This window comes from Gracilibacillus suaedae (genome assembly GCF_017599345.1).
GTDB lineage: Bacteria > Bacillota > Bacilli > Bacillales > Amphibacillaceae > Gracilibacillus > Gracilibacillus suaedae.
On the sequence record NZ_JAGFVL010000006.1, the window covers coordinates 26,134 to 42,948 of the forward strand.

Annotated in this window: 12 protein-coding genes; 5 read left to right on the forward strand and 7 right to left on the reverse strand. The window is 38.1% G+C overall.

What is annotated here, in order from left to right; all coding sequences use genetic code 11:
- Positions 1 to 81 precede the first annotated feature (81 nt).
- Genes J5J03_RS00435 through J5J03_RS00445 form a run of 3 tightly spaced genes read left to right on the forward strand, consistent with a single transcriptional unit; the run spans position 82 to position 4,896 of the window.
- A complete protein-coding gene (locus J5J03_RS00435; RefSeq protein ID WP_208585580.1) occupies positions 82 to 957 on the forward strand; it encodes a carbohydrate ABC transporter permease in 876 nt (291 codons plus the stop codon).
- On the forward strand, positions 957 to 1,829 hold the full coding sequence (locus J5J03_RS00440) for a carbohydrate ABC transporter permease (protein WP_208585581.1): 873 nt from the start codon (positions 957 to 959) through the stop codon (positions 1,827 to 1,829). Before J5J03_RS00435 ends, J5J03_RS00440 begins: the two co-directional genes overlap by 1 nt.
- Before the next feature lie 13 nt (positions 1,830 to 1,842).
- On the forward strand, positions 1,843 to 4,896 hold the full coding sequence (locus tag J5J03_RS00445) for a beta-galactosidase (RefSeq protein ID WP_208585582.1): 3,054 nt from the start codon (positions 1,843 to 1,845) through the stop codon (positions 4,894 to 4,896).
- A 286-nt stretch (positions 4,897 to 5,182) separates the two neighbouring features.
- Here the strand turns inward: J5J03_RS00445 and J5J03_RS00450 are convergent, their stop codons facing one another.
- Positions 5,183 to 5,380, reverse strand: a complete 198-nt coding sequence (locus J5J03_RS00450) for a hypothetical protein (protein ID WP_208585583.1) — start codon at positions 5,378 to 5,380, stop codon at positions 5,183 to 5,185.
- A 292-nt stretch (positions 5,381 to 5,672) separates the two neighbouring features.
- On the opposite strand from J5J03_RS00450, the gene J5J03_RS00455 reads away from it, so the two are divergent.
- Positions 5,673 to 8,183 carry a rhamnogalacturonan lyase gene (locus tag J5J03_RS00455; RefSeq protein WP_208585665.1) on the forward strand — a complete coding sequence of 837 codons (2,511 nt, stop codon included), beginning with the start codon at positions 5,673 to 5,675 and terminating at the stop codon, positions 8,181 to 8,183.
- Positions 8,184 to 8,486: 303 nt separating this feature from the next.
- Here the strand turns inward: J5J03_RS00455 and J5J03_RS00460 are convergent, their stop codons facing one another.
- The 5 genes from J5J03_RS00460 to J5J03_RS00480 form a co-directional block, all read right to left on the reverse strand.
- Positions 8,487 to 8,954 (reverse strand): UPF0158 family protein, encoded by a 468-nt coding sequence (locus J5J03_RS00460; protein WP_208585584.1) that lies wholly within the window; start codon positions 8,952 to 8,954, stop codon positions 8,487 to 8,489.
- 540 nt (positions 8,955 to 9,494) lie between these two features.
- Complete coding sequence (locus J5J03_RS00465; RefSeq protein ID WP_208585585.1) at positions 9,495 to 10,574, reverse strand: MBL fold metallo-hydrolase; 1,080 nt, start codon at positions 10,572 to 10,574, stop codon at positions 9,495 to 9,497.
- Positions 10,574 to 12,226, reverse strand: a complete 1,653-nt coding sequence (locus J5J03_RS00470) for an ABC transporter permease (RefSeq protein WP_208585586.1) — start codon at positions 12,224 to 12,226, stop codon at positions 10,574 to 10,576. The genes J5J03_RS00465 and J5J03_RS00470 overlap by 1 nt, the downstream gene beginning before the upstream one ends.
- Before the next feature lie 39 nt (positions 12,227 to 12,265).
- The gene (locus J5J03_RS00475; protein WP_208585587.1) at positions 12,266 to 13,282 is read right to left on the reverse strand and encodes an ABC transporter substrate-binding protein; all 1,017 of its coding nucleotides are present in this window, start codon (positions 13,280 to 13,282) and stop codon (positions 12,266 to 12,268) included.
- Between the two features lie 3 nt (positions 13,283 to 13,285).
- Complete coding sequence (locus tag J5J03_RS00480) at positions 13,286 to 14,254, reverse strand: ABC transporter ATP-binding protein (protein ID WP_208585588.1); 969 nt, start codon at positions 14,252 to 14,254, stop codon at positions 13,286 to 13,288.
- Positions 14,255 to 14,401: 147 nt separating this feature from the next.
- On the opposite strand from J5J03_RS00480, the gene J5J03_RS00485 reads away from it, so the two are divergent.
- Positions 14,402 to 15,295, forward strand: coding sequence for a LysR family transcriptional regulator (locus J5J03_RS00485; RefSeq protein WP_208585589.1), 894 nt, complete (start codon positions 14,402 to 14,404; stop codon positions 15,293 to 15,295).
- 91 nt (positions 15,296 to 15,386) lie between these two features.
- Here the strand turns inward: J5J03_RS00485 and hpaB are convergent, their stop codons facing one another.
- The gene (hpaB, locus tag J5J03_RS00490; protein WP_208585590.1) at positions 15,387 to 16,814 is read right to left on the reverse strand and encodes a 4-hydroxyphenylacetate 3-monooxygenase, oxygenase component; all 1,428 of its coding nucleotides are present in this window, start codon (positions 16,812 to 16,814) and stop codon (positions 15,387 to 15,389) included.
- Between the last annotated feature and the right edge of the window lies 1 nt (position 16,815).

The window sequence follows — 16,815 nt, forward strand, 5'->3', positions numbered from 1 at the left end:
TAATGTTAACTTTATAGGATTTTAGAAAAATGTAAGCCCTTTTATAATGGAGAAAAGTTAGTAGTTGCAGGGAGTGATTACATGCATTTATTAAAGAAACCGTGGATAATCGCGGTGGGTGTTATACCAGCTTTGACTATTTATTTGATTTTCAGCATTGTTCCAATCTTTATTTCTTTCTATTATTCGTTTATGTCATGGAATGGCTTTTCGGAAATGCAGTTTATTGGTTTAGCCAATTTTAAAGAAGTATTTCAGGATTCCGTTTTTTGGGTATCGGTACGGAACAATATATTAGTTGTCCTTGCGTCTGTATTTGGCCAAATTCCGATTGCATTAGCATTAGCGCTATTGTTAAATCGAAAAATTAAAGGTGCTAAATTTTTTCGAACGATCGGATTTATGCCAGTCGTTATTTCTACTGTTGTTATTTCGATTACCTGGCGTATGATCTACAATTCGGAATATGGTATGATTAATAATTTTTTGGAAGCAATAGGTTTAGGCTTTCTTCAGCAAAACTGGCTTGGTGATCCAACCTGGGCAATGGTTGCTGTTTGTATGACGATTATTTGGCAGTTTGTTGGTCTTTACTTTATTATTTTTCTATCTGCTTTGCAAACGGTGCCAAGCGAAATATTAGAAGCAGCCGATTTGGATGGTGCCTCCGAATGGCAGAAAACTATTCATGTGGTGCTGCCCTCGATATGGAATATTATTTTAATTTCGATCGTTCTGTGCATCAGCGGAAGCTTGAAAACCTTTGATTTAATTTTCGTAATGACTTCAGGTGGGCCAGCCAATTCAACAGAGGTCATGGCTACTTATATGTATGGCAAAACCTTTGAGGGGCTTCGTTATGGGTATGGTAGCGCGATTTCTGTATTAATATTTGTCTTTAGTATTGCCCTTATCCTGATAACAACTAAATTACTCCGTAGAAGAGAGGTGAGGTAATGCGTGAATCAGCGGTTCATTATGATACTGTTTCTAAACAGGCACGCAAGAAAAAAATCGTCAAACGCAGTACGATTTATTTGATTTTATTTTTGTTTACCATTGTCAATGCTTATCCGATATTTTGGATGATTATGAATTCGTTTAAAACAGGTCAGGAATTTTCTTTTGATCCATTTGGTTTGCCAGACGAGTGGGTGTTTACCAACTATGTGGAAGCATGGGTAACTGCCAACATTGGTTCATATTTCTTTAATAGTTTATTTGTCGGGATTGTCGCTTTACTTATTTGCATATTAGTGGGTGCATTTGCTTCGTACTTCTTGTCTCGCTTTCAATTTAGAGGAAGAAATATGTTATATGGTTTTTTTGTTGTCGGTTTATTAGTGCCCATTCATGCTACATTGGTCCCGATGTTTATCTTAATGCAAAAGCTCGGCTTCCTCAATACACATTTGGCACTGATTTTTCCTTATGTTGCATTTAATTTACCGATTACAATTTTTCTTTTAACTAGTTTTATGAGTTCATTTCCGAAAGAAATTGAAGAATCAGCAATTATGGATGGTTGTGGTCCTTTTCGAATTTTTTGGTCAATTATTTTGCCAATGAGTCGTCCCGCTCTAGCCACTGCTGTTATCTTAAACTTTATTAATAACTGGAATGAATTCTCGTTTGCCTTAGTATTGATTAATGATAAAGCCTTAAGCACATTACCACTAGGCTTAGCGAATTTTGCGGGTGAGTATACAACAAATTATACTGCACAAATGGCAGGGTTAACGCTCGTATTAATTCCAACGATTTTGTTCTATTTAATCATGGAAAAACAAATCGTAAACGGCATGACACAAGGAGCTGTGAAAGGTTAGAGGAGGATTATTGGTGACAAAGACATTGGTTTTTTATGATGAACGATTTCCATATGATGGTGTCAGACCTTCTAATAGATGGTTGCAACAATTAAATGATTCATTTGAGGTGGTAAATGCAAAGCAATTACCAGAAGCGTTAGGTGATCATCAATTCAATAGTTACGTGCATTTACATGGTCCATATTTTCCAAAAGAAGCATGGCCTAATTTATTTGCCTTTTTCAAAAAAGGGCATGGTTTACTTCATATCGGAGGTGCTCCGTTTCGTAAACCAGTTCATATATCAGAACAAGGAGAATGGGAAGTAGAAAGAGCACAAACAGCTTATCATCGACAATTACAAATACATGAAGTATTACCGGTTAATGATGCCCCCATTGAAAAATTAGCTGCTGATAAGAAAATACCTGTAATGGAAGGAAAAGAGTCACTTTTTTCGGTTGAGTCGACACATAATCTGATCCTACATGTAACACGTTATCGAGATCGACCAGAAGAGAATGGCTCCAGTGGCCCGATGGATGTTCATATTCACCCACTACTGAAAGGAATTTCTCAAGATAATCGAGAAGTAGCTGCACCGGTAGTATTATTAGAAAATACGAAGGGTGATTTTGCTGGGGGCAGGTGGTTATTGATTAATCAGACGGTTGACGATCGTTTCTGGCACAATGGTGGATTAGAAGCAATTGCAGAGTGGGCAACTTTCACTGAAAAAGGTGTAACAGAAATCTGGGTTAAACCAAATTATGCAACATATGAGCCGGGTGACAAGGCGTCCATTACGATTCAAATCGAAAGAATGGTTCAGCAAACAGAGGAATGGCAATTTGATATGACAGTCACACACGAATCAAAATTAGTCTGGTCAGGGAATGAAACAATAACAGCTACGGATGAGCTGCAATATTTGCGAATACCAGTAGATGTAGCTATTCAAACAGGACAGTACCTGATTGAATGTTTTGCTTCTTCTAAGTCAGGTGAGAAGCGTATGTATACACAAGGATTCTGGGGAAATGATTCAGAGTTATTACAACAGGGAAGTGTTATGGAAGCTAGAAGAGATTACTTTTGGAAAGATGGCAGACCTTTTCCGATTGTAGGGCAAACCTATATGACTTCTGATGTTGCACGTAAGTTTATCTTTATGCCGAATGTAGCGGCTTGGGACCAGGACATGGCCACTATGAAAGAGGCAGGGATTAACTTTATTCGCACAGGACTTTGGACGGCATGGCGCCACCTGATGTTTATCGATGGTCACCCATCTGAAGAGGTATTGCGGGCAATTGATGCTTTTCTACTTACTGCTAAAAAGTATGATATCGAAGTAACCTTTAATTTTTTTGCCTTTACACCAATTGCTTATGAGGGAGAGAATCCGTACCTTGATCCTCGTAGTGTAAAAGCACAGAAACGGTTTATTCGTGCATTGGTACTAAGACATGCAGAAACAACTAATGTGCAATGGGATTTAATTAATGAACCATCGATGTTTGATCCGAAGCGCTACTTCCAAGGCCCACGCTCGGCACAGGATCGTTTTGAGCATGCCGCATTTGTGAAATGGTTGCAAGAAAGGCACGAATCGATTACGAAACTTCAGGAACGCTGGGATAGGACACCAGAGGAATTACCGAACTTTGAGTCCGTTGTATTACCAGAGCAGGAAGAAATCAATTTTGACATCGAGGATATGAAGCAACCGAAGCAAGGTCTATGTTGGCTAGATTATACGTTATTTACGATGGATATGCATAATCAGTGGGCACAAGAATTAACAGCAACGATTAAGTCGATAACTTCCAAGCAATTAGTAACAGTTGGTCAGGATGAAGCTTTATACAGTCAACGACCAACCCCGTTTTTCTATCAGGAAGCTGTAGATTATACGACAGTCCATTCGTGGTGGTTGATGGATCAGCTTGTCTGGGATGGTATCTTTACAAAAACACCATTTAAACCGAATCTAATTCAGGAAACAGGTATTATGTATGTGGAAACAGCGGAGAGTAAAGCGAAACGTTCAGAAGAAGAATTGCGTAATATTTTGGAGCGGAAATATACCTACTCCTTTTCTACTGGTGGGGCTGGTGCTGTACAGTGGTTATGGAATACGAATTTTTACATGAATAATACCAATGAATCCAATATTGGTGCACTTCGAGCAGATGGCACACAAAAACCGGAAGCAGATGTCTCGTATGATTTTGGAAGGTTTATCGGTGAAATCCGTGATTTGTTTGTTAATCGTCAATTAGAAGAAGTTGCCGTCGTGTTTCCATATTCAAATGACTTTTCCAATCGTAAATTTGCTTTTGACGCTACTACAAAATTAACGAGAGTGCTTGCTTATCAAATGAATGTACCATTTCGAGCAATGGGTGAGTATCATCTGGAGGCATTGGAAGAACAGCCGCCGAAATTATTGATTGTACCTAGTGCCCATAATTTTAGCAAGGAAGCAGCAGGAGAAATATTTCACTATGTCAAGAAGACTGGCGCGACTCTTTTATGGACAGGACCATTAGGGCTTGATGAGTACTGGGAGCATTCACAGAAGTTAGGAGATTATCAGTTATCTAATGTAGTACGTGAAGAGATCTTAAAGATTGATGGCATCAATTATCCAGTTTCCTTTGGTGATCGTCGAATCGGGGAAGTAAATAAAGAAATAGTAGATAATAATTGTCTAATAGAAAGAGAACTGGGTAAAGGTAAATTGATTTGGTCTCCACTACCAGTTGAATTGAATGAACGTACTGATGTGTTAATAGCTTTATATCAAAAAGCAATTGCTAGTGCAGGTGTAAAATCGGAAATAGAATGGCTCGAAGGTGGCGATCTTCCGGGGATCTATGGAAGGAAATTGACTTTCCAAGATGGGTATCTGTATACATTTGTCTCTGAGTATGCCGTTGATAATCACGTAAAAATAAAGGAACCTGAAACTGGGCGAATATATCAGTTTACGTTGGAAAAAGAACGGTCTGTTTTATTTGCAACAGATAAGCAAGGTAATATTAAAGCATCCTATCGGGAATTGAAAATAAAGACTTAAAGTTAACGACCCCATCCTAGTGTAGGCTGGGGCCTTTTTATTATATAATAACGATTGAATAGTAAGATATTGTTGATAAACAGGGATAACCAACAAATCCAATAAGCAAGCGGTAAGATTTGTAGAATAAATGGAGATAACCAACAAATCTAATAAGCGAGCAGTAAGATTTGTAGAATAAATTAAGATAACCAACAAATCTAATTAGTAAGTACTAAGATATGTTGAATAAGTAGGAATAAACAACAAATCAAAGTGTTCTTCCTATGTTTTGTCGCAAAAATAACTAATCATTCTCTTTCTGAAAGACATTAGAAATAATGACTAGAATGATGCCAATGATTATCGCAGGTATAGAGAAGGAATACACACTCGCAGGAACATCTTGAATGATACCTAATGTTTCGTTAAACATAAAGCCTAGAATAAATATGAGAAAACCTAACCAAAAAAGTACTTTGCCGAACAGAGTATGTTTTTTCATCAAATTCTCCTTTATCATCGCAAACTCATGTCTAGTTTAACATATTTCGATGTATAAGAACTTGTCCTCTGTTTTTTAATCATTTTCCTCTGATATTTGGAATTACTGAATCTGTTTTCTCTGTTATAATCATGTTCACGAAGGGAGGCAAGTAGGTTGAGCTAAGTAAACTTTCTTACACCAAAAAAATGTAAGCGTTTACTATATGCTGTGAAAAGTTTCAAAAAATTAGAGGAGTGATTATTTGAGCAACCGATCGTTCACGAAAAAAGTATTTAGTTCAATCACAGCCATGACTTTACTTCTATCAGGTGCAGCAAGTGTATCAGCAAATGAACATAACCCAAACGAACAAACGAATGTAATGGAAGGTATTCAGCTAGAGAATTTAGACAGAGGATTAGTAGCTGCTTCTACCTCTGAAGGTGTGTTTTTAAGCTGGCGACTTCTAGCAAATGAAGTATTCGGATATTCAGATAATGGTTTAACAGGTGTGGATTTCAACGTTTATCGAAACGGTGAAAAAGTGGCAACTGTTGAAGATAGTACTAACTATTTAGATACAACAGGTTCCTCTGATGATCAATATGTCGTCCGTGCTACTGTAGATGGGGAAGAAATCGATGAGAGTGAAACAACTATACCTTGGGACGAAGGGTATTATGATTTACCTTTACAAAAACCAGCGGACGGTGAAACTCCGGTTGGGGAGTCATACACGTATCATGCAAATGATATGAGTGTTGGCGATGTGAATGGTGATGGTCAGTATGAATATGTCGTAAAATGGGAACCAAGCAATTCTAAAGATGTATCACAGGTGGGTTACACAGGCAGTACCTACTTAGATACGTACACTTTAGATGGAGAACTACTTTATCGAATTGATTTAGGCGTTAATATTCGCTCCGGAGCACACTATACGCAATTTTTAGTTTATGACTTTGATGGGAATGGAAAATCGGAAATCATGTTTAAAACCGCTCCTGGAACAAGGGTAATCACGTACGATGAAGATGGCGAGGTAGCTTCAGAAGAATATATTACCATGCCTGAAGAGGACATCGAAGCAGGATTTAGTCACAGTGACGATTATCGAATGAGTAGCGATGATTATTATGAGCATGTTGTTGAATTATTTATGAGCTGGCATGAGCAGGAAGAAGTTGAAAAAGGTGACTGGCCGGCTACATTGGAAGAAGCTTTTGACTTGGAACCGCAATATGATTATCCCTTATCTAGAGAGAATGCAGAAAGTTTAGCTGATTACTTTATGGATGAGTATGCCCCGTCACGAAGCGGTAATAATGATCTTAGAAACTTCGAGGGCTTTATTTTAGAAGGACCAGAATATTTATCCGTGTTTGACGGTGAAACAGGAGACGAGTTAGAAACGATTCATTATAAACCAGCACGTGAGGACGACGGCTTGCGATGGGGAGACTATGCGATGGCTAGAATCGAACCAGGAAATCGTGTTGATCGCTTTTTAGCTGGTGTTGCTTACTTAGATGGACAAAATCCTTCGGCAGTATTTGCAAGAGGCTACTATACTAGATCAACCATTATCACCTATAATTGGGATGGTGAAAGTTTAAGTGAAAATTGGTATGTAGATAGCGGATGGACACCAATGAGCAACCCATTTAATGATGGGCCTCATGGTGTAGATGGAACGGACGAAGAGTTTGGTACGATAACAACACAAGGTTTTCACTCTTTAAGTGCAGCAGATGTCGATGGAGATGGTAAGCATGAAATTGTTTATGGTGGTGCAACAATCGATCATGATGGATCATTGTTGTATAGTACGTTCGCTGAAATGCCAGAAGAAGGAGCAGCGGAAGGTATGGCACGATTAGGCCATGGTGATGCGATGCATGTAGCTGACATTGATCCAAATCGCCCTGGATTAGAAATGTTCATGGTATTTGAAGGTGGAGCTTGGGCGCCTTATGGCTATGCACTCCGTGATGCAGCAACTGGTGAAGTGATTTATGGTGGTTATACTGGTCGCGATACTGGTCGTGGTATGATTGGAGACGTTCTCCCTGATGAACCAGGATTAGAAACATGGGCAGTTGGCATGCATACAGCAGATGGAAGAGAAATTGCTGATAATTGGCGAGATATTCCGGGAACGAACATGAGTATTAGGTGGTCGGGAGATATGACAACACAAATTATTAATGGCTCCAGAGATCAAACACCAACAATCGACCACTGGCAAAAGGGAACGGTGCTAACTGCTGAAGGGACGAGAACGAACAATTGGACAAAAGGAAATCCGAGCTTAGTAGCTGATATATTTGGAGATTGGCGAGAAGAGTTACTTGTAAGAACAGAGGATAGCTCATCAATTCGAATCTACTTAAGTACGGAAGTGACGGATCGCAAGCTTTATACGTTAATGCATGATCCACAATATCGGGCAGAAGTGGCTAGACAAAATACGAGCTATAATCAGCCGGCATACACGAGCTTTTACCTTGCCTCTGACATGGATTGGTCTCAAGTACCAATAAGAGATATGTGGATGCCAACCGATACATCAGCTCTACAGGATTTAATGGATCGTTATATTGATTCAGGCGATTTAACAGGTCCATTAGCGAAGCTATTGACTAACACGTATCGCCAAGCAGTTCATCATTATGAAAAAGGTTCAATAGATCAAACAAGTAAGTTTATTGAAAAGTATTTGACTCAAATCGAGAAACGATCGATGCAGAAACATATAACAGCAGATGCTAAGAAGGTATTAGTGAAATCGGCTGAAACTTTTCTTGAGCGATTGAAATAGTAGAAGGAGATCGCTAGTGTCAACAGTTCTGCGGACATATATTCCGTTATTTCAGATAAAAATAATAATTTGAAGGTGTTCATGGACATCTGTTCCGTTATTTGTTTAAATAAGTGCTCATACAACGTTATTTGCACTTCATAACGGAATAGATGTCCGCTAAATTTTTCAATAAGCAAACATTAGGAGGAATAGCGTACTAAATGTCCGTAATGATTGCAGTAGGGGATGATAGATAGCTTCTATTTAGCGATATCCATCGGGAAAAGTTAGGAATTGTATACCATCAATTTTATACCTTCCTCAATCCTTATAATCAATATCAAACCTATCACAAAATTCAATTGCGTATTCCTTATAACACTGACTACGGTAATCATACCATTCTTGAGATAAGCCAAATGCTGAGATAGTATCTTTAAATCGGCGAAATGCACCACGACCTTTAATCTTATCTAGTAATACTTCTCGTTTTTGGGAATCTTTAACTTGCAAACAGAAATTTTCAATCATCTCGTATTCATCGATTTCAAATGAGGAAGGTAAAGCTATATACTTATCCTCTTCATCTTCTAAAATATCGATGGCGAGTTCGATTTGTTCTTGATGCCATTCAGGTAAATCATCATATTCCTCGATATTTTCAGCTTTACGGAAAAATTCGTTTAGTACAGAAACAACATTCCCACTCGATTTGTTGACGAAAAATCCCATTTCGTCAGAGTTAAACTCCAATACATCGACTAGCTCTTGTAACGATACTTTGCTCATCAAGTTATCCTCCTTTTTAATTCATTGCTCAGAGAGAATTTTGTTTTCTATCACGGTGCTGACCGTTCTATTAATGTAATCTTCACTCCATGATAACAATTTTATCGTGAACCTTTCCAATGATAATGAAAAAATGAATTACTTTGACTGAACCGTATCAATAAACGCGTTGACACTTCGCTTATTTTTTAATTTATTTCCAGATAACATCAATAAGGTATCTGGGAGAGTACAAAAGGAAATAGAAAAGTTTCTTGAAGAGAAGAATATTGAAACGAAAGCATTTGGTCGTGAGTAAAAACAAAATGAGATTATACCATGGAAAGAAAATACATTTGTAACTGCTAGACTAAACTAGACAGATTATAATTGATAGATTCGAACTCTATTTGATCCCCAATTACCTCCTATCTGTTAACGTTTGTAAGCCCCCACTTTAAGCTCAAGGAAGTTAAAGTGGGGGATAACAGATGCTAACACCCCGCAAAGTTTCGCTAATAAGCAGTAGGGGTTGAAATATCCACTGATTAAAGTCTCACTTTATTGAATAAGGTTATCAAGGATATAATTTACGGATCGTAACCCATCTAGAATGATGTTCAAATCATTTCTCTCACTATGGAAAAAAATATATTTTTTTGCATCGATTGTTCTCACTAATTCTTTTAAGTCTTTACGATCAGGATGTGATTTATAAAAAGGTGATTTTTCATCCTGATAAACAGCAGTTTTTATTTCATGAAAGCCAGCTGCTTTATCTAATAATAGATAGATCCCCATTTCTTTTTTTCCCTCATAGATGGTTACACGCTCACTTTGCATCAGTGCATCTAATTCATTGATTTTTTCTTTACGTATGTTATCAGGATTTTTGAGATAACACTGTAAATGCTCCATTAATCCATGATCGATCACAAAGTTTCTATCAGGAAGTGCATGAAAGAGCAAAAATAAGAGATCACAGGCTTTTCCAGAGATTGTAATCGGAATCAGATAGCTTTCAGATGGATCTTTTAGTATCGACAAGATATTGTGGATACTTTTCTCATAAGGCATGGTTTGAGCAGCATGCCCACTATCTATCAATGCGACATCATAAGAAAGCATAGCAGGTGTATCTGTTACTAATAGCGGGGAAGAAAGTGCGATATCCCCGGAAAAAAAGATAGATCGCTCATTTATATAAAGGCTGTACCATACACTTCCGAGCATGTGCCCACTATAACCCCAAATAAATGAAAGATTTTCTGATAAAGTAATCAGCTTCCCTCTTGTATGTTTGTCAAAAGAGCGAAAACGCAAAGCATCTAGTGATGTAGTTTGCCATTTTGGTATGATGTTTTGCATTTGCTGTAGACTGGTTTCACTCATCCATACGTCACCCTGGAAGCCCTTTTCCGCTAATAAGGGTAGTGCACCAATGTGATCGTTATGAATGTGAGAGATAAATACTGCTTGCATCGATTGTGCTATTTCTTCTGTAATGACTGGATATACTTCTGGGTTTCCATTTCTTACGCCGCAATCGAGCATAATGCGTGTGTTGGTTGCTTGGTCTGTCACTAAAAAGCAGTTTCGACCATATTCTCGTACTCCTCCAAGCACGGTCACATCTATCATTAGTTTGTGTGTAACGCCTTTCGTTGTAAGAGTTCAATGAGAAAAATGCAAAGCACCGTTAATAATACCGTGATTACTGCCATTGCCATTCCTTTTGATACATCACCTTGTTCAAATTGGCTATAAATAAAGGTGGCACTAGTTTCCACTGATGGAGGGAGAATAAGTAAAGAACCAACTAATTCACGCATCGAAATAATAAATGTCATCATCCATCCAGCTAATATCCCTTGTCCCAATAGCGGTAACCATACTTTTAATAAAATCATCCAGTAGTTGTGAGCGAACACTGCATTGGAATGGTGAATAGATGGATGAAGCTGGGACAATGCTGATTTCGTATATTGAACAGAATAAGGTAAAAATAGCACAATATAAGTAATGATTGGCATCCAGTTAGTATTATAGATGGTTGCTGGAAGCCATCCTGCATTCCAGAATAGAATCAGGCCAACGACAAAGACAATACCAGGAATAATATTGGACAATAGACTAGTAAAATCAAGGAACTGTTGTGACTTCTTTTTGGCATCTTTAATATATAGTGCAGCACAAAATCCGATAAGAGCGGCTATAGTAGAAGCAACAAAGGCAAAGTTAATACTATTCATAAGCGCTGTGAAGCTAGATGAACCAACAGTGAATAGCTCAGCATAGTGACTGAGTGTTACATTACTTAAACTAAGCGGCTCTCCGCGAACTTTTAATAGGGAAGTGGCAATGATAGAAAAATAGGGTACTCCAATCGATAGTCCGATGATAGTAAGAACATATCCGCTAGAAAAGATCCGAATAAGCAGTGAATCTTTCAGTTGGTTAGAACTCATTGATTTACCAGAATGGGTGCCATACGTATATTTACGACTAATAACATTTTGGATATACCAAATCACCATACAGACGCTAAGCAATAGTAAAGATAAGCTGGTGGCTGCGGATATATTAATCGGCCAGCGTGATAAATAGGCATGAATCTCTGTTGTAAAAACGTCATAGCCAATTCTTTTTCCAAAAGTGGCAGGTGTTCCGAATTCAGCTAATGTTTTGATGAAGACGAGTAATGCTGCCATCACATAGCTTGAAATCAGTAATGGTAAAATCACTCGGATCCAGTTCAAGACAGGGTTACCACCATAAATCATTGTTGCATCTTGAAAAGAACCGTCAATTCTCATCAGAGCATTTTTCAGCATTAAATAAAGAAAAGGATACAGATGCATGCTCATAATAAAGACCATTCCAGCTACACTGAAAAAGGTGAATGGTGCCTCTGTAGCAAAAATTTGCTCATAATAACCATTGTGTTGCATAAACAAAATCCAACCCATTGAGCCAATATATGGTGGTGTCATAAAAGGAATGATAAAGATGATATCTAACCATTCACTTTTGACCAGAAATGTTTTGGTTCTGATAATAGCAAGCGGAAGTGCTATACATGTAGTAAGTGCGATAACATATACACCAAGTAATAGTGAATTTTTCATGGTTTGGACAATGCTATTATTTTGTAAAACGGATAATAATGAGTCAAATGACAAAGTGCCATTCTCAAAAAAAGTATAGCCGAGCACCGCAATAAGTGGTGCTACAGCTAAGATAGTAAGTATGATAAACAACGCCGTAAAAGGGGCATGTCTACGTACAATCATACGTATTCCTCCATTATCTTACGTCATCACGTAGAAGTTTTAATTCATTGATGAAAATTTGTTTAATGTTTCTATCTGTTTTTCCTCGATATTTTCCAAGTCTAATGGAAGTGTCGGTATATCACTTAAAGGAGCGCGGTTATTCAATTCAATCTCATCATTACTAGGTAAAATATAAGCATCTGCAACCAATTGTTGCGCAGTGTCAGATAAAAGGAAGTCTATATATGCTTGCGCACCTTCTACATTGTGGGCATCTGCTAGTATACCTGCAGCACGTGGGCTGATAACTGTACCACTTTCCGGATAGTAAATATCAACTGGTTCACCACTGTCTTTTGCTTTATAAGTCATATAATCTACTGCTGAAACAACGACATCATTATCCCCTGTAATGACAGAGTTTAATGCTTCTTTGTTAGCGCCTGCTATGAGTAAATCGTTGTCTAACCAGCTTTGGACCGTTTCCCAACCATTATCATTTTGATTCGTTAAGCCAAATAGAAAATCGACAGCAGAACCGGAAGAAGTTGGGTCAGGCATTGCGACACGTCCTTGCCATTCTGGATCACTAAATTCATCCCAATCAGCATTAAGTGACTTTACTTGATTCGTGTTATAAGCAACACCAAGAGCAGCAGCACTGTATCCATAATAATAATGATCAGAATCGCTCCATTCAGGGTTCGTGCTTTCACCGTTTTCCGATTTATAAGCTTGTAGTTTATCTTCAGATTTTAATCCTTCCATCGACGGAACAGAAGCAAGTACAACAACATCTGCAACTGGATTATTTGCTTCTGCTTCTAAACGAGATAGAATTTTTCCTGTAGTACTTTGGAACATTTCAACCTTAATACCTGTTTCTTCTTCGAAAGCTTCTTGAATATTTTCTGCAAGTCCTCCTGGACCAGCAGAATAAACGGTAATGGTATTTTCATCAGTAGAAGTGTTGTTTTCTGCACCTGAAGCTTCCTCAGAGTCAGCTCCACAAGCACTTAGAAGTAATGTGGAAGTAAAGATACCTGCCATCGCAGTTCGTTTTAATTTTTTCATAGGTTACGCCTCCTGTTTTCTTAGAGAATGAATATTATTTTCTTCAACATAAAGCTTAATTTTAGCGCCTTGTTTATGAGGATGATGATCATAAAATTTCCACAACTGACCATTTGTCTCGACAAAGATGACATAACGGTCACCTTCATACGTGCTTTTTTTCACAACCCCCGATCTTAATGTTGTATTTGTATGTGGATAAAGATGAACATTTTCTGGACGAATCATTTTCTCTTTATCCTCAACCCAGTTGGTCTTGCCAATGAAGTTCGCTACAAATGGATTTGCTGGAGTATGATAGATTTCTTCAGGTGAACCTGTTTGGACAACTTCTCCAGTATCCATCACAATCATGCTGTCTGACATCGCCATTGCTTCTGTTTGATCATGCGTGACAAAGATTGCTTGTGCACCAATCGATTGGACGATGGTTAGAATTTCCTCACGCATCTGTTCACGTAAGATTGCATCGAGTGCGCTGAGCGCTTCATCGAAAAGGATAAGTTTCGGATTAATGGCAATAGCTCGAGCCAATGCAACACGCTGTTGTTGTCCTCCTGATAATTCCCCAGGTTTCATGGCTGCCTTTGCATCTAGTTTTACTTTTAACAGGGCATCATGAACGATATCAGCTCGTTCAGGTTTGGGTAGTTTTCCTCGAAGACCGAATGCGACATTTTCAAAGACTGTCATGTGCGGCCATAGCCCAAAATCTTGAAATACCATGGCAATTTGGCGCTTGTTTGGTTGTACATTGATTTTCTTTGACTTTGAAAAAATGGTCTTGTCATCGAAAGAGATGTCTCCAGCTGTAGGTTCTGTCAGCCCTGCTAACATTTTTAATAGTGTTGTTTTGCCACAACCTGATTGACCAAGAATCGTAACAAAGGTATCTTCTATTGTTAAATCAATCGGTTTTACTGCTTGTATATTGCCGTATTTCTTCTCGATGCCTTTTAAGCGAATAATCATGTTATCCTCTCCTCATTTTCTCCTCACAATTAAGTGTAGAGAACAATTGTTTAGAGAATATTAACTAACTGTTAACATTGAATTAAAAAGAATCTGATAGAATCAACATATCGTTAGAAAAAATCTAAAATACTTTAGGAGGATAAAGTGAATATTCAAAAATTACATGTATTGATCTCATTGGTAGAAACGAGGAAAATGACAGATACAGCCAATTTACTAGGTTTATCTACACCTACTGTATCTTTCCATATTAAATCATTGGAGGAAGAGTACGGCATTAAGCTTTTTCGCACCAATGCGGGAGGGTACAGACTAACGGATGCGGGAGAGATGCTCTATCACTATGCCAAGCAATTGAGTCAAATCAATGATGCGTTAGAAAAAAGTGTGGAAGATTATAAGAATGGGAAAAACGGATCTATTAAACTAGGGGCAAGTGGTGTACCTGCCCAACTTTTTATGCCTGAATTAATTCACCAGTTGGCTGAACGGTATCCACGTATCAAGGTATCATTAGATGTTAAAACAGCCCCAGAAATAGAAAAAAAACTACTATTTCAAGAACTAGATTGTGGGTTAGTAATGGAAACGGGAAATAAGGAACCAGACCTTGTATATGAACCAATCACGAGTGACAAAATTGTCTTGGCGTTTAGCAAGACGCATCCTTTTGCTGGGAAGGAAGGCTTAGGCGAAAGTGAATTATCTCATCAAACATTGCTCGTGCATAGGTTATCAAGTTCAACAGGACATTTCTCCAAGTCATGGTTGCAAGAGCAAAAGTTACAAATGGAAATGATTCAACTAGATTCTGTTTCGACGATTATTAAGATGCTGTCTTACGGAAAAACCGTAGCACTGATTTCGAAAAGATTAATAGAAAAAGAAGATCATTTAGCTTATATTGAATTTGAAAATCCAGACTTAGAAAGGCAAATTCATTTTGTGTACCATCGTAACTTATGGATAAGCGGTCCGTTTCGGTATTTTCAGGAGCTTGTTTTGGGGGTGAGTGAGAGTTCAGAAATCACGAACTGATATGAACTTGGTCATTCAATTTTAGACCTTCAATAGACGGTTTGGTTTAGAAGGTACAAAAAAGACGGGAACAGCCCTTCATCTCCCGTCTTTAATCATATGTCAAAAAATTGTTAATATAGTCTGTATGTTTTGTAAAATCATATTGTTTGTATAGCTCACTTGCTAATCGATTCGGGCTTCCGAGAAAAAAGCGTTCATATTGGGTCTGTCTACTGCCAAATGAACTCATTGTGGCATCCCAAGCTAAACGAAATAATTGGACACGATTTTTTGCTTCTAGTGTGGCACTTTGCAAATATTGATCTAGGTCGTCTCTAATCTCGGACTCAAAATCAGCTTCAGTTGGAATAGATACCAGTCCGCTAGATCCTAGTAATTGAACAATCTCCGTTAGTCGAGCATATACTTTTTGAAAAGTAGAGGTCGCTACTTGTAAAGGGGTGAGTTCTGGACGCATTAGTTCAAATTCGTCTCTTTTTGCATTGGCTTCTGCTTTGATTAATAAGGCTTCCATAGTTTCTAGTGCTGTTATCATTTCAGCCATCATTTCTTGAACATGGGGATATTCACTAATATTAATCGTATTGACAATAGCCTTTGCCAATCCCACCATGAATTCTGTTTTAATAACCTGTCTGCTAACTATTTGATGCAAGGTAAAGGGAGCAAATGCACTTGCATTCTTAAAGGTGTTGGATACTTCTATATTGTTATAAAAGAATACTCTTTCCCATGGGATGACTACATGATCAAATACCACCAAACTATCTGATTCTTCAAACCGAGAGCTTAGAGGATAATTGTAAGTTGAATCACCATCAACAAAAGAATCGCGGCTAATGAACTTTAATCCTTTTGTATCACTTGGAATAGAGAATGCAAATGCGAATGCTTGATCAGTGATGCCTCCTGGGGAAAATACAAGAATTTCATCGGTGATGCCGCCTTGAGTGGCTAGTAAGCGAGCCCCTTTTATTACGATTCCATCTTCTTTTTCTGCTACGACTTTCGCTGCGATCGGATCTTTGGAGTCCTCAAAGTATAGTTGTGAACGATTAACCTGTGGATTTATAAACGTATGTGTAAAAGATAAATCCTCTTCTCTTGCCTTTTCATAAAAATTAATCAAATGTTGGGGGAAGCAATTTTCTTTATCATTCAATAGTTGAGCCGAAGCAGCAAAAGTCATTAAAACAGTATTCATATAATCAGGACTCCTGCCAAGCATACCTCCACTTACCTTCGCCCACTGTTGAATCATTTTTCTACGCTTCATAAGATCTTCCGTTGTGGTTGGCTGTAAGTAAGAGGTACCAACTAAATTTCCCGTTACAGGTGAGGGATAGGTCATGATGTCTTTTTTATGTTGTAGATCGTAAAGGTTGGCCTGACTATTGATGACCCCTTTAAAGGAAGGATGTTCAAAGATGTTAGTAACTATTTCACCATTGTGCCAAAGTTCGACTTGTCGTTTCTTTATTCGATTTCTGTATTCTTCCCCTGTTATTGCTGGCATA

Bases quoted from the DNA above. Each gene is read 5' to 3' on its own strand.
- J5J03_RS00435 (WP_208585580.1), top strand. From the start codon at position 82: ATGCATTTATTAAAGAAACCGTGGATAATCGCGGTGGGTGTTATACCA.
- J5J03_RS00440 (WP_208585581.1), top strand. From the start codon at position 957: ATGCGTGAATCAGCGGTTCATTATGATACTGTTTCTAAACAGGCACGC.
- J5J03_RS00450 (WP_208585583.1), bottom strand. From the start codon at position 5,380: ATGAAAAAACATACTCTGTTCGGCAAAGTACTTTTTTGGTTAGGTTTT.
- J5J03_RS00455 (WP_208585665.1), top strand. From the start codon at position 5,673: ATGACTTTACTTCTATCAGGTGCAGCAAGTGTATCAGCAAATGAACAT.
- J5J03_RS00460 (WP_208585584.1), bottom strand. From the start codon at position 8,954: ATGAGCAAAGTATCGTTACAAGAGCTAGTCGATGTATTGGAGTTTAAC.
- J5J03_RS00465 (WP_208585585.1), bottom strand. From the start codon at position 10,574: ATGATAGATGTGACCGTGCTTGGAGGAGTACGAGAATATGGTCGAAAC.
- J5J03_RS00470 (WP_208585586.1), bottom strand. From the start codon at position 12,226: ATGATTGTACGTAGACATGCCCCTTTTACGGCGTTGTTTATCATACTT.
- J5J03_RS00475 (WP_208585587.1), bottom strand. From the start codon at position 13,282: ATGAAAAAATTAAAACGAACTGCGATGGCAGGTATCTTTACTTCCACA.
- J5J03_RS00480 (WP_208585588.1), bottom strand. From the start codon at position 14,254: ATGATTATTCGCTTAAAAGGCATCGAGAAGAAATACGGCAATATACAA.
- hpaB (WP_208585590.1), bottom strand. From the start codon at position 16,814: ATGCCAGCAATAACAGGGGAAGAATACAGAAATCGAATAAAGAAACGA.